This window comes from Ferdinandcohnia sp. QZ13 (assembly GCF_031324165.1).
Taxonomy (GTDB): Bacteria; Bacillota; Bacilli; order Bacillales; family Bacillaceae_L; genus Ferdinandcohnia.
On the sequence record NZ_JAVIVW010000015.1, the window covers coordinates 14,006 to 36,265 of the forward strand.

Below are 22,260 nucleotides of genomic sequence, written 5' to 3' on the forward strand. Positions count from 1 at the left end.
AATTACCTCCCTTAATCTCTAACAGTCAGACGCTCAATTCGTTTTTCATGCTTCCCTACAATCAGTCCTTGAACATAGATACTTGGTGTGTGAATTTCATTTGGATCCAGTTCGCCAACCTCAACAATCTCTTCTACCTCGGCAATGGTGACCTTCCCCGCAGCTGCCATCATAGGATTAAAGTTTTGTGCTGTTTTACGATAAACTAAATTTCCTAATTTATCCGCTTTCCATGCCTTTACTAGACTAAAATCCGCTGTTAATCCTTCTTCCAGTAAATATTCTTTTCCGTTAAACTCTCTTGTTTCGCGTCCCTCTGCAATTGGAGTTCCTACTCCTGCTGGCGTGTAGAATGCAGGAATCCCCGCACCACCTGCACGAATTTTCTCCGCTAGAGATCCTTGTGGTACGAGTTGAACCTCTAATTCTCCGCTTAAAACCTGCCTTTCAAACTCTTTGTTTTCCCCCACATATGAGGAGATCATTTTTTTGATTTGCTTATTTTGTAGAAGGATCCCAAGGCCCCAATCATCCACTCCACAGTTGTTGGATATAACAGTTAAATCTTTTACGTTTGTTTTACGAAGGCCAAGTATTAGATTTTCTGGAATTCCAACAAGACCGAATCCACCTACCATCAGTGTCATTCCGTCTTTGATACCGCTTACAGCTTCTTCAAAGCTTGTAAAGATTGTTTTCATTTTCTACCCCTCCTGTTATATAAAAATGAGACAATTTGTCCTTTAGCTTTATTCGTTTCTAAATTTTCATTATCTTCTTAATAAAATTTTACAACAGTCCGATTTATCCGTAAAATGAATAATAAGAATAAACTTTATTACGAATTGGAATATAAGGAGGACCAATGGAATTAAAAGATTTACGCTACTTTATGGAAGTTGTCGATTACGGAAGTTTTACCAAAGCAGCGGTTAACACCTATATTTCGCAACCTACCTTGAGTAAATCCGTCAAAAAATTAGAAACGGATCTTAAGGTTGAACTATTCGAACGCTCAACTAGAAAACTGATATTAACGGATGCCGGTGAAATAGTGTATAAGCAAGCATCTAAGATCCTAGGTGCCACCCATGAACTTCATACCTTATTAGATGATTTAATGAACCTGCCAACTGGAAATATTAAAATAGGGATTCCTCCCTTAATTGGCACACTTTTCTTTCCAACGATCGCCCAAAAATACGGCATGCAGCATTCTCAGGTATCGTTAGAATTGATCGAACTTGGAGCCAAACGGATTGAACATTTAGTCGATGAGGGGCAAGTTGATGTGGGCATTGTCGTAAATCCAACAGATCACAATAAGTTTATGGTTCACCCATTCATCAAGGAAGAATTTACGCTTTTCACTCATCCCATGCATTTATTATCGAATGAGAAAACTGTTAAACTAGAACAACTTGAAAATGAATCTTTTATTCTCTTTAATCAAGAATTCGCCTTACATAACTTGATTATTCAACATTGTCAACACGCCGGATTTTCCCCTAAAATCGCTTATGTAAGTTCACAATGGGACTTGATTACAGAATTGGTTATTGCCCAACTCGGGATTACTCTACTACCAAAATCCATCTATTCTAAAATGGATGGGACCCAAATTAACAAGATTCCACTAGACTCTCCCCCGATGTGGGAGCTTGTAGTCATTACGAAAAAAGACAGGTACCAATCCTTCGCGGTCCGGGCTTTGTTAAAGTTTCTCGGTGAGGAATTTTATGAAAATATATACTGAGTTAAAAATATAGTTTCCAAAAACAAAGAAACCTACAAATATCACTATTTTAGTGTTTGTAGGTTTTTTATTTATACTACTTCGTTACTCCCGATCCAAGAGCTTCAGCCTTCAATAAAATTTCATCCCGCTTCACTTCATACAATCCATATGGAACTAAGCGTAATCCCGGTAAGAAATCGCAAGTTAGGAATAACAATGTGTACAGAATATCATGGAATGGGAAGCCTCGATCCTGTAAAGTTTTAAGTAGTTTATCATGATACTCTACAGCTTTTTCAAATGAAGGATTTGTTGTCATCATACCTGTAAGAGGAAGCCGAATTTCAAGGATGATTTCATCACCATCAACAATGACAATTCCCCCACCAATCTCATGAACCCTTGTAGCCGCTATTGCCATGGCTTGCGGATTTCTTCCGACTGTTAACAATTCTGTCGTCGTATTATAGGTCGAGGCCATTCCATCTAGCGTCACAGCAAATCGTTCTAAGACGGCCTTACTCACCCAATTTCCTCGACGATCAATTAATGCTGAATACATAAGGCCTTCGTGATTAGACAGATCCGCAAATCCATTAACTGAAGGAATCATTGTATCCTTCCTCGCAGTGATTACATTACTTTTAAAATAGGAAACGGGTAATGGTTTATTATCATCTGGATGTGGGTATAGATAGAGTTCCGGGTTCTCTAGAACCGATTTTGGAAATTCAAAAGCTTCACGAACAACGTATTTTCTCCAATCTATCTCTGGCATCGATGCTAATAATTGGCCATCCTCTGCCACGACTTCACCGCTCGCGATAACTCTTTCAGGTCGGAAGTCAACTAGATCCGGAAGTAAGAGAATATCTGCCTTTCTACCCGGACCAATACCACCGATATAATCCTCCAAGCGTAGATAAGTCGCTGCATTAACTGTGACCATCTGAATCGCATCCATTACAGGGACACCGAGTTCAACCGCTTTGCGCACAAGTCCATCAACAAAGCCTTCCCTTTCAATGAATCCTGGATGTGGTCCATCTGTTGTCATCACAATTCGGCTTGTGTTCACGTTTCCTTCAGTAATCATTTTAATCACTTCTTCAAGATCTGGTCTGAGTGAACTGTTTCGCAATGTCGTCCACATTCCTAAGCGTAATCGATCTAGTGCCTCCTTTGCTGTGATTGCTTCATGGCATGCTGTTACCCCTGATGCTACAATTGCATTTAATTTTTCATACGAACAGCCAGATGTATGCCCGTCAGATACTTTACCGATTTCTTTTACATAATCCATTGTATCAAGTAAAAATGGATCACCATTATAAAGGAGCGGCCAGCGTGTGACTTCTGCTGAGCCAACAATCTCTTCCATTGCAAGTAGTTCCTGAATATCCTGATGGTTATACCAGTCACGTTCTCCAGGATAATCCGCCTGAGAAACAAGTCGAACAAGCCAAAGGAAATTTCCAGGTAACGATTTTAAATCAAGAACCATGTCCTTGAAACCTTTAGCACCCATATGTAAATAGAAAAATAAATTATCATTAACAGATGTAGTTGTACCAAGTGGCAACACCTTGCTCGTGATGCTGATTGGATTATAAACAACCCATGGGTGGGAATGCGCCTCGATAAACCCTGGTGATACATACTTTCCTTCCGCATGTATGACCTTCGTGTGTTCGCCAACCATCGCTTCACTTTCGCCAACATATGCAATACTATCCTTATACACAGCCACATTTAACTTTAAAAATTCGCCTGAATACACATTGATAACAGTCCCACCTTTAATATATAGATCGGCAGGTATATTCCCTTTTGCTACTTCCACTAGATCACTACGTTTTGCTCTAAGCCTCAAACCTCTCACTCCCCCTATTTAAAAACACACATTACGTTTTGCTAACCTTCGTTTATATAACATAATATTAATAAGAAGTGATTGTACCTGTCAATTATATTGCTTGAGTTTATAAAAAATTAAGTATATTCCTATAAAAAAAGAAGCCCGATAGATGCGAGCTTATATACCGACTTTCTTGTTACTTTGTATATCGAGAATCATAATACAAATATAAGGCCTTTCACCCCTTGTAGGGACAAAAGACCTTATTATTCGTTCGGAACTTTAAAAATTTATTTCGCATTCTCATCCGGCTGATGGATCCCAAAGATATTTCCCTCTGTATCCACAAAGTAACCCTGCCAAGCCATTCCAGGAAGCGCGTACTTTGGCATTGCTACCTTTCCACCACTCGCCATAATTTTTTGCTCAGTCGTATCGTAATCTTCTACACCCATTGTACAAGCATAGCCATTCAAAGGTTGATTCGCTCCTGGAGGAGGACTTTGCCGTTGCATCAACGCTCCGTTTATACCAAGTTCATTTTCATCCCCCGTCACCGCTCCGAAATAAGGCATCCCAGCATAATCGCTCCAATCCTCAAACTTCCAACCAAATACTTCGCCATAAAACGTTTTTGCTCGTTCCATGTCGTCTACATGAATTTCAAAATGAATTAATCTTCCCATCATATCCACCAGCCCATCCACAAATTTTTCCACACTATGTAAATTCTACCTTAGTCTTGAAACACCTTTTTCATTATCGGAAAAAATAATAAATAATATTCAAAGTCATTTAGACTTTTAGATTCATTCAATTGACATAGGCTCTTTTATACAGTAGACTTCGGAGAAAAAAGGATGGTACAAATGACAACAGATCAACAATCACTACACCCTTCACTCAAAGAAACAGCCATATCGTTTTTAAATCTAATCGTTTCAGGAAAAATCCGAGAAGCATATGAGAGATATGTAGGTGCTGATTTTTCCCACCACAATCCCTTTTTTCGTAGCGATGCAGAAAGCCTCATGCTAGCCATGGAAGAAAACGAAGTCCAAAATCCTCACAAAATTTTTGAGGTAAAGCTTGCCATTCAAGAAGGAGAAATGGTTACAGTATACTCGCACGTTAGGCAAAATCCCGATGACCTTGGAGCAGCTGTTGTACATATCTTTCGTTTCAAAGACGACAAAGTTGTTGAATTATGGGATATTGGACAACTCATCCCAGAGAACTCTCCCAATGAAAATGGGATGTTCTAAAAATGAAAGCAGCCCCCCAAAGGACTGCTTTTTTTAATATATATACTGAATCACAAAATTACTAATAAATAAAAGTGCTATCATATAAAGTGCAGGATGAATTTCCTTTCCTTTTCCCATTAACAGCTTCATTACAGGATATAAAATAAAGCCAATCGCCATACCATCTGCAATGCTATATGTTAATGGAATCAGCACAATGATAAGAAGTGCTGGAAAACTCTCTGTAAAATCATCCGTCGAAATGTTTACGATGTTTTGCAACATAAGAACGCCGATTAAGATTAAAATCGGTGAAACCGCGCTTGCCGGGACCATTTTAATAACAGGTATAAATAACATGGAAAGTAAGAACATAACCCCCGTAACAATACTGGTTAGTCCTGTTCTTCCCCCAGCTGTGATTCCAGCAGCTGTTTCCACAGATGCGACTGTGGGACTTGTTCCAAAGACTCCTGAAGATAAAACAGACACCGCAGTTGCTTGAAGAGATTTTTTACTACTTTCCGGTCGTTTTAGCATATTGCTATGTCCATGAATCAAACCAATGTTTTCAAAGACGAGCACCATTGCTAATGAAATGGAAGTTAACCAGAAAACAAGATTCCCTGCTTCTGCCCATGATAATTGGCCAAAGACCCCCAAGTACTCATGAATATTTGGTGTTGAGAAGGAAATACTTTCATGCTTGGCTCCACCAAACAAAATTGATAACACCGATGTAATTAAAATACTTAATAACAGGTTTCCAGGTACATTTTTAATAAATAATAAGACTGTGATAATTAAACCAATAAAAGTGACGAGTACTGAAGGGCTACTTAAATCTCCTATAGCAAGTAACGTGTGCTCAGAGCTTGTAATAATCCCCGCATTGTCAAACCCGATTAAAATCAATAGTACTCCAATCCCAATCGTTATCGCTTCTTTTAAAGAATTGGGGATGGAGGAAGTAATTACCTTTGCCATCTGGGTAAAAGCAATCACCACAAAGATTAGTCCTGAAACGAAGACCATCGCCAGCGCTTCCTGCCAAGTGAATCCCCCAGATTGCACGATTGTATAAGTAAACATCGCATTTAGACCCATTCCAGGAATGAGGAGAATTGGAGTGTTACTCCATAACCCGATAATTACACATCCAAAAAAACTAGTTAAGATCGTTGCAATGATTCCTGCCTCCATTGGAATTCCCGCTGCTGCTAGAATCGTTGCATTGACAATAATAATGTAGACTACCGTTATATATGAAATGAATCCTGCAGAGAATTCTTTTCCAATTGTAGTTCCATGATGTTTTAAGTTAAAAAATCGCTCCATTTATATCACCTTTCTATCCGTGAAAACGATTCTTATCATAACATGGACTTACACCATATGAAAAATATATAATTTATATAGAAACCATACTTTTTTCGTATAGAAGGAGAAATAAATGGACATAAAACAATTACGTTATTTCATCGCCATAGCGGAGGAAAAGAATATAACAGCAGCTGCAAACCGGCTTCATATGTCACAACCTCCATTAAGTATGCAGCTAAAACAGTTGGAGGAAGAGCTTGGTGTTAAATTATTTGAGCGAAATGGCAAAAGCATGGAGTTAACCGATAAAGGCGCTATTCTTTATCAACGTGCATTACATCTCGTGAACAGTGTTGAGGAAATTAAACATGAAATTCATGAAACAGAAGAAGGAACAAAAGGTGTTCTGGCTGTGGGAATAAACACATTATCTGTTTCGGGTTTTTCCGGCATGATTCAAGCCTTCCATAAAAAATATCCGCTTGTGACATTGAAAGTCGTTCAGAATGACTCTTATTATCTAGCGGAAATGGTTAAATCACGGGCGATTGAAATGGCATTCGTACGCCTTCCGCTTGAGCATCGAGGTTTCATATATGAACACCTTCTTAGCGAGCCATTTGTTTTTGTGAGTAAAACGAAAACGGATATGGTTTCGCTTGAAACGATCTCACAAGTGCCACTTATTATTCCGAGTACTGAAGGTTTGGGGAGCTATAACATCATTCACGAAGCCTTCTCAAAACAAAAACTCCAATTTACGAGTATTGCGGAGTGCTCAGATATGCATGTATTAATGGAAATGGTTAAAGGTGGAATGGGAGCAACGATCGTGCCTAAATCCGTATTGGATGTGTATGGAGATGGAGATCTATATTCTGCTCCGATAAAAGATACAACGATGTATTCCTCATTAGGAATGATTTGGCTTGAGCATCACTATGTCTCAACTCCAGCTAAGAACTTTATTGCGTTGGTAAAAAAGGAATTATCTTAATTATTACACCAGCGTTCGTAAAATTAACCCTTATTCGTACCTTCTGTCGTTTGCATTACTACCAGTGAGGGGATGATTAGCCACTATTCGTACCTTCTGTCATTTGCATTACTGCCTGTGAGGGGATGATTAGCCACTATTCGTACCTTCTGTCATTTACATTACAACCTTTGAGGGGATGATTAGCCAGTATTCGTACCTTCTGTCTTTGCATTACTACCAGTGAGGGGATGATTAGCCACTATTCGTACCTTCTGTCATTTACACATTAAGTCAAGCCCTTGATTTTGTGTAAAAGTCTTTTTCCTAATGTTACATTGTTAAACAGATTATATTAATTTTTTTGGTATTGAAGGGGGTACCCCCTTCAATACCAAAAAAATTCTCGCGCTTCGTGCCTATCCTTTACCTATTGGAAGTACCTTACCTTCCTGTGTTTCCGCAATATCCATTAATACAGCTCCTATTAGTCTAAAGGCAGATTGTGTATTGGGAAAAATCCTAATTACTCTTTCCCTTCGCCTAACTTCTTGATTCAATCGCTCTAATGAATTAGTTGTATGTATATATTGATGATATTTTCCTTTTTCATTTAAGTATTGTATTGCATCTTCGAAGCCCTCTTCTAATACTGCGATAGCTTTTTCTAGTTTAGGGTTATCGCCAAAACGAGTCAAAAATTCTTCTTTGAATTTCCTTGCATCATCAACTTCAATAGCTTCAAAGATCCTTTTCAAACCAAGTTTTTGCTCATCCATTCCTTTTTTAGGCATTTGTTGAAAGATATTTCGTTTGAAATGTACGGTGCAGCGTTGCCAAGCTGTTCCTATAAATTCCTTAGCAATTGCCTTCCTTAAGCCCTTATGGGCATCAGATATGATTAATTTCGGTGATTGTAGACCACGGGATTTTAGGTACTGAAAAAATCCCTTCCAAGCCTCATAATCTTCAGCATGGTCGACTTTTAAACCGAGGATTTCCCGACAATTGTTTTCAGTAATTGCAGTTGCAATATATACAGCTTTAGATACAACACGATTATGCTCCCTTACCTTAATGTACATAGCGTCTGCAAAAATATAAGGATAATATCTTGTGTTTAGTGGCCGATTAGCCCATGTATTAACAATTGGGTCCAGCTTTTCTGTTAATGAGGAAACAAATGACTTTGAAAATCCTTCTCCACATAACTCTTTTACAATATTCGTTACTTTTCTAGTGGATACTCCATTAACAACCATTTCAAGCATGGAAAGAACAAACGCCTGATCGCAACGTGCATATTTTTCAAAAATAGACGGCGAAAAATCCCCATTACGTGTACGAGGTACTCTTAGGGTAATTCTCCCCATACTCATAATAAGATCACGTTCATAATAGCCGTTTCTATAGTCTCGGCGTTCAGTTGTACGCTCATAAGATCCAGCATTTAAATATTCATCACGTTCTTTTTCCATCACCGTATTTAAGACCAAGACCACCGATGCTTTGACAACAGAGTCTATTTCAGAATTCATTACAGCATCTTTTAAATCTTCAATATTTAGGTTAAACTGAAGTTGAGTCAAATTAATTCCTCCTCATTGTTTTCGTCGCTGTTAACATTGTAGACAAGAGGAATAAATTTGACTCTTTTTCTTTTTACACAATTATATGGACTTTATCTTACATTACAACATGTGAGGGGATGATTAGCCAGTATTCATACCTTCTGTCATTTACATTACTACCAGTGAGGGTATGATTAACCAGTATTCATACCTTCGATCATAAACCACTCATGAAACACATGCAAAAACTTCCTCTCATGCCCCCTATCTGGTACACCGTTCCTGTTCTACCGATCCAAAACCCAATAAAAAAACAGCCCCACAAGTGTAGGACTGTTTTTGAGTTCTTATTTATAGGTTAAATTATAATTTAACTACGTTAGATGCTTGAGGTCCACGGTTACCTTCAACGATTTCGAAAGAAACTTCTTGACCTTCTTCTAAAGTTTTGAAGCCATCGCCTTGGATTGCTGAGAAGTGTACGAAAACATCGTCTCCACCTTGTACTTCGATGAAACCGAATCCTTTTTCGCTGTTAAACCATTTTACTTTACCATTTTGCATGAAATATGCCTCCTAAAAATGAACACACAAAGCATTTGTGCATCGAAAAATTTAACCATTGTACACTTACATAAATCTAAAACAAATTCACATATAACTTCAGAAGATAAGCCGAAATTAACGTTCTTTCTTTCTTTAAACTTATATAACGCAACAAAATGGTCTATTTCATCATAGCATTCTAGCTTACCAGAGTCAACTAACAATTATGAAAATAGTCATTTTTTCACAGTTGGTGTATAGACATGCTTTTTAATGAAAAAGCTTCGCGTATTCTCCGTAGCCTTCTTTTTCAAGATCTTCTTTCGGTATAAAACGTAGAGCTGCGGAGTTGATGCAATAACGCATACGAGTTGGACCAGGACCATCATAAAACAAATGACCTAAATGTGAGTCTGCTGTATTGCTTCTAACCTCCGTACGAATCATACCATGAGATGTATCAAGCTCTTCTACGATTTCTTTTGCATCAATCGCCTTTGTAAAGCTGGGCCATCCACAGCCTGCATCATATTGATCCAACGAACTGAACAATGGCTTGCCTGAAACAATATCGACATAAATGCCTTCATTTGTATTGTTCCAAAACTCATTTTGAAACGGTGGCTCTGTACCTTGTTCTTGTGTCACATAGTACTGCATGTCTGTCAGGTTTTTCTTCGCCTCTTCAAATTCCTTTGCAGCCCAATGCTTTCTAATAAATGTATCCCTTCCAGAGCCCTTGCGATAACGATTGTAATGTTCCGGTTTCTTCTTATAATAATCCTGATGATACTCTTCCGCACGGTAAAATTCCTTTGCCGGAAGAACTGGAGTAACGATCGGTTTTGAGAAAATCCCGCTTTCAGCAAGCTTTTGTTTCGATTCCTCCGCAATTTCTTTCTGATCCTCTGTATGATAGAAAATCGCTGTGCGATAGGAATCTCCACGATCGTAAAATTGTCCACCCGCATCAGTTGGGTCGATTTGCTGCCAATAAAGTTCAACTAGTTTTTCATAAGGAAAGATGTCTGGATTATATGTAATTTGAACGGCTTCGTAGTGTCCTGTTGTATCAGAACATACCTCTTCATACGTAGGGTTCTCTTTCGTTCCCCCTGTGTAACCTGAAACAACCTCAATAATTCCTGGCTGCGTATCAAACGGCTTTACCATACACCAGAAGCAGCCGCCTGCGAAGGTTGCTTTTTCTACTTTTTCATGTGTATTTTCCATTTGCCCTCTTCCTTTCTCCTTTTGTTTGGTTTCATTATATCACTTCTAGCGCGTGTTCAAAAAAATACGCTCATATTTATTGCAGAAAAGGAAAAAGTAAAAAATAGGAGGTGCAAAAATGAGTAGTCCTTACTTATGTCCTAATTGTAAAACCAATCGCTCAAGATTTAATATTATTGAACAAGTGCCAAAGTCGGTTAAAATGGACCCTCAAAGTGGAGAAATTGTTGAAGAATACACAGCAAACCTTGACCCGTTCCATGTCCCATACCGCGGTCCAGAAATCAAAGTACAATGCGGCGTATGTGGCCTTATCGAAGACGAACAATCCTTCGTCAAAAGAGCCCAAAACTATAAAGGATAAGTGGCCACGGGTGCCACAGGGACGGTTCTTGTGGTTCCCCCAAAACACACAAAAGGGACCATTCCCTTGGGTTACCAGTAATCAACTGGACCAAGAGAACCGTCCCTATGGTTCCTTAATACCCTTCCTGTTTTACACGGAAGAATCGCTTGATAATGGAGATTCGGAGTTCGATGAGTGGCTGGGTAATTGCACGGATTGTTTTGGATGATAGTAGCAATGTTAATATTAGGGATGCGATCACCAGTATTGCAAAATTCCCACTATCATTAATCACATCAAGCCATTCGCTGTTTCGGAAATATTTAATCACAAAGCCATGAAGTAGATAGACATACAATGTATGTGTTCCCCAGCTTGTGAAGAAATATTTATTTTTCGGTAATAAGGAGTAAAATGCAATTGTCATAACAATTGATATTGCATAAACTGCTAGTCTTATGAGCCCGCCTAGATTTTCCTGTGAAAGTGTCTCATACGACTTTGACCCCAACAGCCAACCTGTATTGAAATCCGGAACAAAATAATATCCAATAAAAATCGCCAACAGGAGTATCGCTGATCCTACCTGGACCGCCGGACGTTTTAATGCAATAAAATGCTCTTTTTTACAATAGAACCCTAATAAGAATAAAGGGAAAAAGACAAATGTCCGTGATAAACTTAAATAATTCTCCACAAATGGAATATAACCTACTCCTACCCCAACAATAACCGCAAGTGCTAACGACCATTTCATCGGTAGCTTCGTATAGCCATAAAGCATCACATTCCAACAGAATAAACTAATGAGGAACCAAAGTGACCATTGCGGATTAAATGGTTCGAATAAGAGCGACTGCCCATTATATAGGAAGTAGTAATAAATCGTATAAATTAGTTGAAAAATTAAATACGGAATTAACAACTTTTTCGCTGTCTTTTTAATGTAGCCTTCCTTCTTAAATCCCTTTGCAAAATATCCCGATACCAAAATGAATGCAGGCATGTGAAAGGAATAGACAAAGTGGTAAATTGTCATGATGATTTTATGATCATCTATAAAAGGCTGGATAAAATGTCCAAAGACAACAAGGAATATTAGGATAAACTTTGCGTTATCAAAATAATACTCTCGCTTAGCAGCCATCATAAAACCTCCATACTATTGTTATCGTATTATAGCATCGCAGGAAGGTATTTTATTCCGATGTCTTTGATTTGTAAATATCTTTTTAAAGACTAAGACCCGTTTGTAATTATACTGAAAAATCTTAATCAAATTGAAACAAACTGTAACAACTTTTCCCCTGTGATTCATATCATCTACTTTTACCATAATCAGCTCTATAATGAACTTGAGGTGATGGTATGGAAAAGGATTGGTCGATAGATTTAGAACATGGGGATTATCAGCATAACCGAGCTCTAGTTATCGAGGATGGGTTAATGGCAATCGAGGAAACGGTAAGTGGCTGTTATGTCAATCTTGTCACTCCGGCAAGCTTTGGCAACCCGGTTCATTATTTTGCAGAAGCCATAAGTCGAAAATATGATTCTGATGTGACCTATAAATTCATTGATCAATGTGGGTGTGGTGGCTATGTTTTACGCGTCTGGAAAAAATAAAGAATTGGTACAAAAACTATTAACCTATGGAAACCAACAAGTGGTCGTAATTGGTACGAGGACGAGCAATTAATTGCTCGTGACGGTTTCTTTTTTTCTCATATACAAATTGAGGATGGTTTACTGATTTTTATGAAAGACCAAATCGTGAAACAAAAAGTCCCGCTCGCAAACTATGAAACAATTGAAATCCTCCCAGATTTTCGTGACTTTTTTCAACTGGCTAATGTAAGCGAGTCCCTTCAGATTTATTTTCCCCATTAAAAAAATACTCAGATCAATCCGCTGAGTATTTCTTTTTATCCTTCTAGCATTTGTATATAACGGATTTCTTTTCCATCCTCAATGGCAATATATACTGGTGTATCTGTTTCATATATTTTCGTTCCAACAGGTAGGACATTCGCTGTTCCGTCACTAAAACCAAATGTCTTATTTGACTGCTTTTTAATCTCACCCACCTGCTCCCCAATTGTATACTCAAGTCCTTGTAGCCAATCAACATCCTGCACATTTGAATAGACAATCCCATCCAACATAAAAATATCTGCATTCTCATTAACTAAAAAATCCGCAGGAATAGGAGTAGCAGGCGAACGGTCATGACAAGCACCACTAATTAAGAGAATAATAAATATCAGTAAATAGATTCTTATATATCTCATTTTGTTTCCTCCGCTTTTTTGCCTACCCCAACCACTGTCCAGGAACTGTCAATGTACTCAACGAGAAGTGTATACGAGTCCCTTACTCCTAATTCCTGTCCATTTTCCGGATCATATTTAAAACAAACAACCCCCACATAACGATGTTTATCTTTGTATAGTTCCTTCATTATTTCATAAGTTGCCTCTCCATTATCATAGGTCAACTCAAACTTACATTGTTGTACAAAACCCTTAAATTCATGCCAATTAATGGGTTCTCTTACATTTTTAAAAACTGAATCTGCCTTATTCGAATCCCACTGGCTTTCCTCAACTATGTATGAACTGCTCTCTTTGTCATTCCTTGCCTCTTCAAGTATTTGCTCAACAACATGATGAGGGTTCAAATATAAATTCTTTATATAAAAATACTGTCCGCCCGCGAACAAGCAAATCACAATAAACATTAAAATTAATACTCTTATTGTCCTCTTCAAAATGGAGCCCACTCTAACCAAACCTTCTAAAATATGTTTTGGGTGCAAGGATGAAGGTAATCAATAATGTCAGTAAACTTGCAATAAAAAAGCAGATTGAATATACCGGTATGATTTTTTCCGGTACACGATCATCAATTTCCAATCCTAAAAAATGAACCCAAATACCATCGCCATTCACATTTGTCCCAAGGGACCAGAGCTCTAATCCTTTCAAAAACAATGTAAAAGTTAACTTGACAAATACAAACAAAATGAACATACGAATAAGTTTGGTCATGCTTGCACCTCCCATCAATTAGGATAACATATTTTTCCAAATCCAAAAAGATTACTTTTGTAATTTTCAACCAACTATTCAATTAGAATATTTCTGAATCCGAAAGTTTCGATAATGAAAATAATCTCCAATTGTGATATTATTAGTCTACTAGTATATGAAGAAAAGTTTAGGAGATGGAAAAAGATATGCCGACTTGGCAACGAAATTTATGGGTTCTCTGGATTGGTGTCTTTTTTACGGCTTCCGGTTTTTCGATGGTTATTCCATTTTTACCAATTTTCCTATTGGAAATCGGGGTGCACGACCACACTGAATTATGGTCTGGACTAATCTACGGGGCCGCCTTTTTTGCGGGTGCATTTGCGACTCCGTTTTGGGGAAGAATTGCCGACAAATACGGACGCAAACCAATGATCGTTCGGGCAGGATTTGCCCTTTTTCTTGTTTACACGTTAATGGCTTTCGTGACAAATGCTTATCAAATATTAGGTCTACGGTTAATGCAAGGTTTACTAAGTGGATTTATACCTGGCTCCATTGCCCTTGTAGGTACTAACACTCCAACGAAAAAGGTGGGTTATGCCCTTTCGATGATTTCATCTGCGGCAGCAACAGGGATGATTCTAGGTCCTCTTTTAGGAGGAGGAATGGCAGAGCTTTGGGGTAATCGCTGGGCGTTTGCCAGTGCAGGAATCATAGTCTTACTGGCAACAATTTTAATTATCTTTTTCGTAAAAGAGGAAAATTTCAAAGCAAACAAGGAAAAAGGCTCTGTTATCAAAGACTTTCGCATTGCGATAAACAACCGCCCATTCTTGCTTGTATTAATTCTGACGCTTATGGTCAGCTGTTCTACGATGATTATCGATCCGATCTTGCCCTTATACATTGCTGATATTGCAAGCCATACAAACCATGCGACCTTACTTACTGGTTTTGTCATTTCCTTACCTGGTCTAGCAAGTGCACTTTTTGCACCTATATGGGGTAAATGGGCGGATAAGGTTGGTTTCCACCGCGTCCTATTTATCGGACTTTTAGGGGCAGCAATCGGTACTTTAGCTCAAATCGTCTTTACCCAAATCTGGGGCTTTTCTTTCATACGCTTTGTCTATGGCGTATTCTTCTGTGCGGTCTTCCCTGCGTTAAACGGATTAGTCGTCAAATCAACTCCAGAAGATTTCCGGGGCAGAGCATTCAGCTTAAACCAAACAGCAAACCAAATCGGCGGAATGATTGGTCCGCTATTAGGTGGTTTACTCGGTGGCTTATTTCCAACACAAATCCTGTTCACCGTAACAGGCGCATTGCTTCTAGTTGCAGTAGCGACAGCATACTTAAATGTTGATCAACAGAAACGCACGGTAAAACAACAGCTCCTTGCAAAGAAATAAATAGGTGGACACGATTACGCTAGGCTATCAACCTAGCGTTTTTTGTGTGTTTAAAACTCATTCAACATTTTTCAGAAAGTTTAATTTCCTAATGACCAATCCCGTCTTTCACGAATATTTTATCCTAAAGAATTTGAATCTTGTAGGTGAAAAAATGGATCTCAACTTAAAATTATATATTCGTCAAGATGCGTTTATTTTAATTCCAGTTCTCTATTTCATTGGCCTCATTTTAAAAGAAACACCCTTCATTCCAGAATGGACACATAGATGGATTCAGTTAAGCTTCGCGATCTTCGCCTGTCTTCTATACTATGGGTTTATTATCCAATCCGTTGTCCAGGCCATTCTAGTCACAGGAGCAACCATGATCTCCGAAGACCTTATCAAAAACACCATCCACGGTATCAACTCAGCTATAAATAAAAAGGATGAATAACCATAAGACTTAGTTGAGATCACATCGATATTTAGATACAACATGTAAAGAAAATCATCCTTACTTAAATGGAATTGACCAATTTTCGAAGAACCTAAGGAATAAATTTAAACCGCGTTCACAGATGCCGCGGTTTAAATTTTGTATGACCAGAATACTTGCCGTAGCATGTATTCCAAATTTTATTCATAGATGGGTTTATGTTATGGGTTTTTCTATATTTATCCAAATCCCTTTTCATATATAACATTTATGACTTGACCTTTTCCATTTTTCACAATACCTTTCATTGCCACGCTCCTCACTTTATAGGTTGGTGAAACCACACCAGCCCAGACCCACACCGTACACACAGTCCTTTCATATGATACAGATAGTATCAAAGTGAGGTGATAAAATGACAGAAAAAGTATTTAATCTGGTTATAGCTGCTGTCATCGGCTTCCTTTTATGCTGTGGGGTGTATTTCTATGTAACAGAGGACAAACCAAATCCTGCAACAACGACTCCTGCCACAGAATCACCACCGACTCCCCCTCCTGCAAACATAGATCATAATCAAAAGCCTCCAGCAGAAGAAAATCAAAAACATGAAGAAGACAAACAAAAAGCGCAGGAAAAACAACAACAAACAGACCAAAATAATGAAAACAATAAACAAGAACAACAAGATCAAAACAAGAATGAAACGAAAAAACCTAGTGATAATCTGCCCGAAATCGTTTGGGGAATCGATTCGGCCAGTGAAACTACCCAGGATTTTTATGCTTGTGTAAAAGAAAACTTCGGTGACCCTGTTGTGTTTGGTCGTTACATTGGCGGGCGTGATGGAATCTCAGTTGGCCTTACAGCTGAGCAAGTGAAAACCATACATGCTGAAGGAGATTTTATCCTACCAATCTACAATCACTTTAATGACGCTACCGGTTACGATAATGGTGTAGCACATGCAAAGGAAGCACTTAAGTTAGCAGGTGAAATAGGCGTCCCTGAGGGAGTCGCCATCTTTGCCGATATTGAACCGGACTATCCCGTAGATTCAGAGTTTATTAAAGGCTGGTTTGATACAATCGTAGGTTCAAAATACAAATCTGGAATTTATGGAGTGTTTGACCCTGAACAAGCTTTGTTTAAAGCCTATCAAAAAGCTGGAAAAAGCAATGGTGCTATCCTCGAACAAAACTATATTTGGACAGCCGCACCGAGCGTAGGGATTACGGCAGAATCAAAAGCACCAGAATTTAACCCATCAGCCCCGGAAGGCTCACTCGCATGGGGTTGGCAATATGGTCTTGAATCAAAAAGCTGCAACATTGACACCAATCTATTCAAACGAGAACTCGTCGATGTGTTGTGGGGACCCTAGTTTGTAAACAAAATAGAAGCATGAGATCCTTTTCTCATGCTTCCACTATACGAATCAACTATTCGATTGCTGCATGTAAACCTCTTCATACGGCTGAACGATAACAAATCCATCTCCTTCAAATCTCATTTGGATTGACTCCCCACTTCCACGTCCGACGAAGGTTTTAAATGAGATATCGGTTTGGAACTCTGGCTGAAGATTTCCTGACCAGGCAACTGTTGCATTCGGGTCGGTTACAACCGGTTTCCCTGGGGTTACCCGCAATGTGAGAGGCTCGTAATGAGTTGTAATTGCCAACATTCCACTTCCCTCACATCGAACATTAAACAATCCACCTGCCATCATTCCAGCAACTCGTTTCATTAGCTTGATTTCGTGCTTTAAGGATGGTTCAAAGGCTAAAAGGTCATTTCCATTCACGTAAATTGCTTCATTTTGCAGCTGAAGGATGATGATTTTTTTCCCACTATCGGCCAAGTATAGCTTACCTTGCCCGTTCGCTTTCATCAAAGATGCCCCTTCTCCTGTCAATGCTTTTTTAAACATATTTCCTAGACCATGCTCAAGAATTCCCTCTCGTTCATACTTGATTTTCCCATTATACGCAACCATCGAACCCGCTTTTGCCCAAACCATGCCATTAAGATTTACCTCGAGCATTCTTGGAGTTTCTAATTCAAATAGACCTTCCCCTTTGTCCTCTTGCTCCGTATTTTTAATAAATTCCGCAATCAAATATTTACTCATTTCACCCACATCCTTTCGTTAGTTTGTTTTACGATTCAAATAGTAAAAAGTTTCATTATGTAAAGCTTTTGTAAACATTCTCTATGTGACTTTAAAAAATCAGACTTACATGCTATAATTTCGATATCGGTTTTCGATATTGGCTTTCTATATTAAGTTGATTGGTGGTACATAAAGTGGAAGATAAGATATTACGAAAACTCTTTCTTGGGTTTATTCAAATACATATATTACATCATGCACAGGAGCACCCCATTTACGGTGCATGGATGCTCGAAGAATTGAGAGAGCACGGCTATAACATTAGCTCTGGAACGCTCTACCCAATACTCCACAGTATGGAATCAGATGGACTTTTAAGAAAAGAGGAAAAAAATGTAGAAGGAAAAATTAGAAAATATTATACAACCACTGAAAAAGGAAGTTCCATCCTTATCGAAGCAAGAAATAAAGCCTATGAGCTTTTTAAAGAAATTAAGGATTAATTTGAAAGGAGAATAGAATGAAAAATTTACTAGAGATTCTTTTCGTCTCAACTAGACTAGGATTAACATCCTTCGGAGGACCTGTTGCCCATTTAGGCTATTTTCACGAAGAATACATCCGCAGAAGAAAATGGATGGATGAAAAAACGTATGCGGACCTGGTTGCTTTGTGTCAGTTTCTACCCGGGCCAGCAAGCAGTCAGGTGGGAATCGGCATAGGTGTCATGCGTGCGGGTGTACTCGGTGGTATTGTTTCGTTTCTTGGATTCACCCTCCCATCCGTGATTGCACTGATTATTTTCGCCATCATTCTTCAAGGTTTAGATGTTGGAACTGCAGACTGGATTCATGGTTTAAAATTAGTTGCTATCGCCGTCGTGGCACATGCCATCCTTGGTATGGCGCAAAAGCTAACACCGGATTTACCCCGAAAATCACTAGCTCTGTTTGCGTTAGTAGGAACACTATTATGGCAAACAGCCTTTACACAGGTAGGAATAATTCTCATTGCAGCAATCATAGGATTTGTCATATTTAAAAATCAAACAGACAACGAAACTGCAAATCTACAGTTTCCAATCTCTCGTCGGTTTGCTGCTATTTGTTTGACATTGTTTTTTAGTTTGCTGATTGTTTTGCCCATTTTAAGGGAAGTTACTTCCTTGGAATGGATTGCGATGTTTGACAGTTTTTATCGTTCTGGCTCACTTGTTTTTGGTGGTGGGCATGTTGTTTTACCTTTATTGGAGCGTGAATTTGTACCAACAGGATGGCTTAGTGAAGAAGCATTTTTAGCCGGATATGGTGCAGCACAAGCTGTTCCGGGTCCACTCTTCACGTTTGCTGCTTATCTTGGTGCCGTGATGAATGGTTGGCAAGGTGGACTACTTGCAACAGTCGCTATTTTCCTTCCAGCGTTTTTACTTATTTTAGGAACACTCCCTTTCTGGGATTCTCTCCGACGCAATCCTAAAATTAAAGGGGCTTTAATGGGGGTAAACGCAGCAGTGGTTGGGATTTTGATCTCCGCTTTCTATCACCCAATATGGACCAGCACTGTATTTGCGCCAATTGATTTTGCATTTGCTGCAGTTTTGTTCAGCATGCTTGTCTATTGGAAGCTGCCGCCTTGGATTGTGGTTGTGACGGGAGCTATCGGTGGAGCCGTTATAGGTTTGTTCTAGACTACCAGTTTGGTAGTCTTTTTTTTATACCTCTTCGTTGAAAAATAAAATATGTAGGCTAAGAATTTTGGCTAACTCTTTGAAAACACCGATATCTGGGCAAGATTACCGCTTAATCTTACCTTCAATCTACATTAATATCAAAATGAGGGTACGATTATCGCCAAATTGTTCCCTCACTTTCCGTAAATATCAAATTGAGGGTATGATTAACGCCTAATCTTACCCTCACTCTTGGAAATTACAAAAATGGTTGTACGATTATCGCTTAATCGTAACCTCAATCTTCGTAAATACCAAAATGATGGTACAATTATCGCTTAATCATACCATCACTCTTTTAAAATACAGTCAAGCCCTTGATTTTGTGTAAAAGTCTTTTTCCTAATGTTACATTGTTAAACAGATTATATTAATTTTTTTGGTATTGAAGGGGGTACCCCCTTCAATACCAAAAAAATTCTCGCGCTTCGTGCCTATCCTTTACCTATTGGAAGTACCTTACCTTCCTGTGTTTCCGCAATATCCATTAATACAGCTCCTATTAGTCTAAAGGCAGATTGTGTATTGGGAAAAATCCTAATTACTCTTTCCCTTCGCCTAACTTCTTGATTCAATCGCTCTAATGAATTAGTTGTATGTATATATTGATGATATTTTCCTTTTTCATTTAAGTATTGTATTGCATCTTCGAAGCCCTCTTCTAATACTGCGATAGCTTTTTCTAGTTTAGGGTTATCGCCAAAACGAGTCAAAAATTCTTCTTTGAATTTCCTTGCATCATCAACTTCAATAGCTTCAAAGATCCTTTTCAAACCAAGTTTTTGCTCATCCATTCCTTTTTTAGGCATTTGTTGAAAGATATTTCGTTTGAAATGTACGGTGCAGCGTTGCCAAGCTGTTCCTATAAATTCCTTAGCAATTGCCTTCCTTAAGCCCTTATGGGCATCAGATATGATTAATTTCGGTGATTGTAGACCACGGGATTTTAGGTACTGAAAAAATCCCTTCCAAGCCTCATAATCTTCAGCATGGTCGACTTTTAAACCGAGGATTTCCCGACAATTGTTTTCAGTAATTGCAGTTGCAATATATACAGCTTTAGATACAACACGATTATGCTCCCTTACCTTAATGTACATAGCGTCTGCAAAAATATAAGGATAATATCTTGTGTTTAGTGGCCGATTAGCCCATGTATTAACAATTGGGTCCAGCTTTTCTGTTAATGAGGAAACAAATGACTTTGAAAATCCTTCTCCACATAACTCTTTTACAATATTCGTTACTTTTCTAGTGGATACTCCATTAACAACCATTTCAAGCATGGAAAGAACAAACGCCTGATCGCAACGTGCATATTTTTCAAAAATAGACGGCGAAAAATCCCCATTACGTGTACGAGGTACTCTTAGGGTAATTCTCCCCATACTCATAATAAGATCACGTTCATAATAGCCGTTTCTATAGTCTCGGCGTTCAGTTGTACGCTCATAAGATCCAGCATTTAAATATTCATCACGTTCTTTTTCCATCACCGTATTTAAGACCAAGACCACCGATGCTTTGACAACAGAGTCTATTTCAGAATTCATTACAGCATCTTTTAAATCTTCAATATTTAGGTTAAACTGAAGTTGAGTCAAATTAATTCCTCCTCATTGTTTTCGTCGCTGTTAACATTGTAGACAAGAGGAATAAATTTGACTCTTTTTCTTTTTACACAATTATATGGACTTTATCTAAAATACTAAATTAACGGTACGAATAACGCCTTATCATACCATCACTCTTCTAAATTACAAAAATGGTGGTACGATTATCGCTTAATCGTACCCTCAATCTTCGTAAATACCAAAATGATGGTACAATTATCGCTTAATCATACGCTCACTCTTCTAAAATACCAAAATGACGGTATGATTATCGCCTAATCATACCCTCACCCCTTCAAGAATTGCATTCAAATAGAACGAAAATCCACTAAATAACCTATATCAACTTAATCTTCCTCATCCTCACGAAACAGCTCCTCCAAATACCGTTCCCGGCGATTTAAGAATCCCATTGTGATCTGATAATGCTCTGTCTCTTCATAGGCAATCTCCTCAATCGGAGATGCATCAAAATTGTAAATCTGAGCACCTGGGTACCCAAGTAAAATCGGTGAATGTGTCGCAATGATAAACTGCGCATCTCCCCTGCTTGCCAGGTCGTGTATCACTCGCAAGTACGCAAGCTGTCGTGCCGGAGATAATGCCGCCTCTGGCTCATCCAAAAGATAGATACTTTGAGCGCCAAATCGATTTAAAAATAAAGACAAAAATGACTCACCATGTGATTGCTCATGCAGCGACTTACCACCATACCCCTGATAGTTAAAAGTTGGATCTTCCTCGGCCAATTGGTCCAAGTATGACGCAAATTGAAAAAAACTCTCTGCTCGTAAGAAGAAGCCTTGGTTAATTTTCGGCATCCATGAAAGCCGAATATAGTCACTTAAAACGGGGGCCGCATCTTCAAATGTATAAAAATTATTTCTTCCGCCACCTCCAGTATTAAACCCACACTGATGGGCGATTGCCTCAAGCAAAGTCGACTTACCAGACCCATTCTCACCCACAAAAAACGTCACGCGATTATGAAAATCGAGCTGCTCCAGGCCCCTAATACTTGGAATAGAAAAAGGATACTCACGTACATTATGCATTTTTTCCGCCAACACTTTCACACTATGTAAAAACAAGCTTA

The 22,260-nt window shown here is 38.6% G+C and carries 24 protein-coding genes; 10 read left to right on the plus strand and 14 right to left on the minus strand.

The window, feature by feature from the left end; all coding sequences use genetic code 11:
• Positions 1 to 11: 11 nt before the first annotated feature.
• Positions 12 to 701 (minus strand): CoA transferase subunit A, encoded by a 690-nt coding sequence (locus RGU12_RS13685; RefSeq protein WP_309536593.1) that lies wholly within the window; start codon positions 699 to 701, stop codon positions 12 to 14.
• A gap of 164 nt (positions 702 to 865) precedes the next feature.
• Here RGU12_RS13685 and RGU12_RS13690 point away from each other — a divergent pair, with 164 nt between their 5' ends.
• Complete coding sequence (locus RGU12_RS13690) at positions 866 to 1,756, plus strand: LysR family transcriptional regulator (protein ID WP_309536594.1); 891 nt, start codon at positions 866 to 868, stop codon at positions 1,754 to 1,756.
• Positions 1,757 to 1,832: 76 nt separating this feature from the next.
• On the opposite strand, the gene RGU12_RS13695 is transcribed toward RGU12_RS13690, so the two are convergent.
• Positions 1,833 to 3,611 carry an adenine deaminase C-terminal domain-containing protein gene (locus RGU12_RS13695; protein WP_309536595.1) on the minus strand — a complete coding sequence of 593 codons (1,779 nt, stop codon included), beginning with the start codon at positions 3,609 to 3,611 and terminating at the stop codon, positions 1,833 to 1,835.
• Between the two features lie 275 nt (positions 3,612 to 3,886).
• Positions 3,887 to 4,282, minus strand: a complete 396-nt coding sequence (locus RGU12_RS13700) for a VOC family protein (protein ID WP_309536596.1) — start codon at positions 4,280 to 4,282, stop codon at positions 3,887 to 3,889.
• A gap of 183 nt (positions 4,283 to 4,465) precedes the next feature.
• Between RGU12_RS13700 and RGU12_RS13705 the strand changes: the two genes are divergently transcribed.
• Positions 4,466 to 4,861, plus strand: a complete 396-nt coding sequence (locus RGU12_RS13705; protein WP_309536597.1) for a nuclear transport factor 2 family protein — start codon at positions 4,466 to 4,468, stop codon at positions 4,859 to 4,861.
• 33 nt (positions 4,862 to 4,894) lie between these two features.
• Here RGU12_RS13705 and RGU12_RS13710 read toward each other — a convergent pair whose 3' ends face one another.
• The gene (locus RGU12_RS13710; protein ID WP_309536598.1) at positions 4,895 to 6,181 is read right to left on the minus strand and encodes an NCS2 family permease; all 1,287 of its coding nucleotides are present in this window, start codon (positions 6,179 to 6,181) and stop codon (positions 4,895 to 4,897) included.
• 115 nt (positions 6,182 to 6,296) lie between these two features.
• On the opposite strand from RGU12_RS13710, the gene RGU12_RS13715 reads away from it, so the two are divergent.
• Positions 6,297 to 7,163 (plus strand): LysR family transcriptional regulator, encoded by an 867-nt coding sequence (locus RGU12_RS13715; RefSeq protein ID WP_309536599.1) that lies wholly within the window; start codon positions 6,297 to 6,299, stop codon positions 7,161 to 7,163.
• 398 nt (positions 7,164 to 7,561) lie between these two features.
• Here RGU12_RS13715 and RGU12_RS13720 read toward each other — a convergent pair whose 3' ends face one another.
• From RGU12_RS13720 to msrA, 3 genes are all read right to left on the minus strand, one after another.
• The gene (locus tag RGU12_RS13720) at positions 7,562 to 8,731 is read right to left on the minus strand and encodes an IS256 family transposase (protein ID WP_309535743.1); all 1,170 of its coding nucleotides are present in this window, start codon (positions 8,729 to 8,731) and stop codon (positions 7,562 to 7,564) included.
• Positions 8,732 to 9,076: 345 nt separating this feature from the next.
• Positions 9,077 to 9,277 carry a cold-shock protein CspD gene (gene cspD, locus RGU12_RS13725; RefSeq protein WP_077618477.1) on the minus strand — a complete coding sequence of 67 codons (201 nt, stop codon included), beginning with the start codon at positions 9,275 to 9,277 and terminating at the stop codon, positions 9,077 to 9,079.
• 252 nt (positions 9,278 to 9,529) lie between these two features.
• Complete coding sequence (gene msrA / locus RGU12_RS13730; RefSeq protein ID WP_309536600.1) at positions 9,530 to 10,492, minus strand: peptide-methionine (S)-S-oxide reductase MsrA; 963 nt, start codon at positions 10,490 to 10,492, stop codon at positions 9,530 to 9,532.
• A gap of 118 nt (positions 10,493 to 10,610) precedes the next feature.
• Here msrA and RGU12_RS13735 point away from each other — a divergent pair, with 118 nt between their 5' ends.
• Positions 10,611 to 10,856, plus strand: a complete 246-nt coding sequence (locus RGU12_RS13735; protein WP_116352232.1) for a DNA alkylation repair protein — start codon at positions 10,611 to 10,613, stop codon at positions 10,854 to 10,856.
• Between the two features lie 115 nt (positions 10,857 to 10,971).
• Here the strand turns inward: RGU12_RS13735 and RGU12_RS13740 are convergent, their stop codons facing one another.
• Entirely contained in the window at positions 10,972 to 11,985 is a 1,014-nt protein-coding gene (locus RGU12_RS13740; RefSeq protein WP_309536601.1) for an acyltransferase family protein, read from the minus strand.
• Positions 11,986 to 12,206: 221 nt separating this feature from the next.
• Between RGU12_RS13740 and RGU12_RS13745 the strand changes: the two genes are divergently transcribed.
• Positions 12,207 to 12,464 (plus strand): CGCGG family putative rSAM-modified RiPP protein, encoded by a 258-nt coding sequence (locus RGU12_RS13745; RefSeq protein ID WP_309536602.1) that lies wholly within the window; start codon positions 12,207 to 12,209, stop codon positions 12,462 to 12,464.
• Between the two features lie 299 nt (positions 12,465 to 12,763).
• On the opposite strand, the gene RGU12_RS13750 is transcribed toward RGU12_RS13745, so the two are convergent.
• The 3 genes from RGU12_RS13750 to RGU12_RS13760 are packed head-to-tail and all read right to left on the minus strand — an operon-like array spanning position 12,764 to position 13,888.
• Entirely contained in the window at positions 12,764 to 13,129 is a 366-nt protein-coding gene (locus RGU12_RS13750) for a hypothetical protein (RefSeq protein WP_309536603.1), read from the minus strand.
• Positions 13,126 to 13,608 carry a hypothetical protein gene (locus RGU12_RS13755; protein ID WP_309536604.1) on the minus strand — a complete coding sequence of 161 codons (483 nt, stop codon included), beginning with the start codon at positions 13,606 to 13,608 and terminating at the stop codon, positions 13,126 to 13,128. The genes RGU12_RS13750 and RGU12_RS13755 overlap by 4 nt, the downstream gene beginning before the upstream one ends.
• Positions 13,609 to 13,621: 13 nt before the next feature.
• Positions 13,622 to 13,888, minus strand: coding sequence for a hypothetical protein (locus RGU12_RS13760; RefSeq protein WP_309536605.1), 267 nt, complete (start codon positions 13,886 to 13,888; stop codon positions 13,622 to 13,624).
• Positions 13,889 to 14,076: 188 nt separating this feature from the next.
• On the opposite strand from RGU12_RS13760, the gene RGU12_RS13765 reads away from it, so the two are divergent.
• The 3 genes from RGU12_RS13765 to RGU12_RS13775 all read left to right on the plus strand — a co-directional run bounded on the left by RGU12_RS13765 (position 14,077) and on the right by RGU12_RS13775 (position 17,090).
• Complete coding sequence (locus RGU12_RS13765; RefSeq protein ID WP_309536606.1) at positions 14,077 to 15,285, plus strand: MFS transporter; 1,209 nt, start codon at positions 14,077 to 14,079, stop codon at positions 15,283 to 15,285.
• A gap of 154 nt (positions 15,286 to 15,439) precedes the next feature.
• Positions 15,440 to 15,724: a phage holin family protein gene (locus RGU12_RS13770; RefSeq protein WP_309536607.1), complete on the plus strand. Its 285-nt coding sequence runs from the start codon at positions 15,440 to 15,442 to the stop codon at positions 15,722 to 15,724.
• Between the two features lie 397 nt (positions 15,725 to 16,121).
• Positions 16,122 to 17,090, plus strand: a complete 969-nt coding sequence (locus tag RGU12_RS13775; RefSeq protein WP_309536608.1) for a glycoside hydrolase domain-containing protein — start codon at positions 16,122 to 16,124, stop codon at positions 17,088 to 17,090.
• A 54-nt stretch (positions 17,091 to 17,144) separates the two neighbouring features.
• Here the strand turns inward: RGU12_RS13775 and RGU12_RS13780 are convergent, their stop codons facing one another.
• Positions 17,145 to 17,840: an AIM24 family protein gene (locus tag RGU12_RS13780; protein WP_309536609.1), complete on the minus strand. Its 696-nt coding sequence runs from the start codon at positions 17,838 to 17,840 to the stop codon at positions 17,145 to 17,147.
• Positions 17,841 to 18,016: 176 nt separating this feature from the next.
• Here RGU12_RS13780 and RGU12_RS13785 point away from each other — a divergent pair, with 176 nt between their 5' ends.
• Positions 18,017 to 18,325 (plus strand): PadR family transcriptional regulator, encoded by a 309-nt coding sequence (locus RGU12_RS13785; protein ID WP_309536610.1) that lies wholly within the window; start codon positions 18,017 to 18,019, stop codon positions 18,323 to 18,325.
• Positions 18,326 to 18,342: 17 nt separating this feature from the next.
• Entirely contained in the window at positions 18,343 to 19,509 is a 1,167-nt protein-coding gene (locus RGU12_RS13790) for a chromate transporter (protein ID WP_309536611.1), read from the plus strand.
• Between the two features lie 476 nt (positions 19,510 to 19,985).
• On the opposite strand, the gene RGU12_RS13795 is transcribed toward RGU12_RS13790, so the two are convergent.
• Both RGU12_RS13795 and RGU12_RS13800 read right to left on the minus strand, forming a co-directional pair.
• Positions 19,986 to 21,155 (minus strand): IS256 family transposase, encoded by a 1,170-nt coding sequence (locus RGU12_RS13795; RefSeq protein ID WP_309535743.1) that lies wholly within the window; start codon positions 21,153 to 21,155, stop codon positions 19,986 to 19,988.
• A 356-nt stretch (positions 21,156 to 21,511) separates the two neighbouring features.
• The gene (locus RGU12_RS13800) at positions 21,512 to 22,255 is read right to left on the minus strand and encodes an AAA family ATPase (protein WP_309536612.1); all 744 of its coding nucleotides are present in this window, start codon (positions 22,253 to 22,255) and stop codon (positions 21,512 to 21,514) included.
• Positions 22,256 to 22,260: the final 5 nt, after the last annotated feature.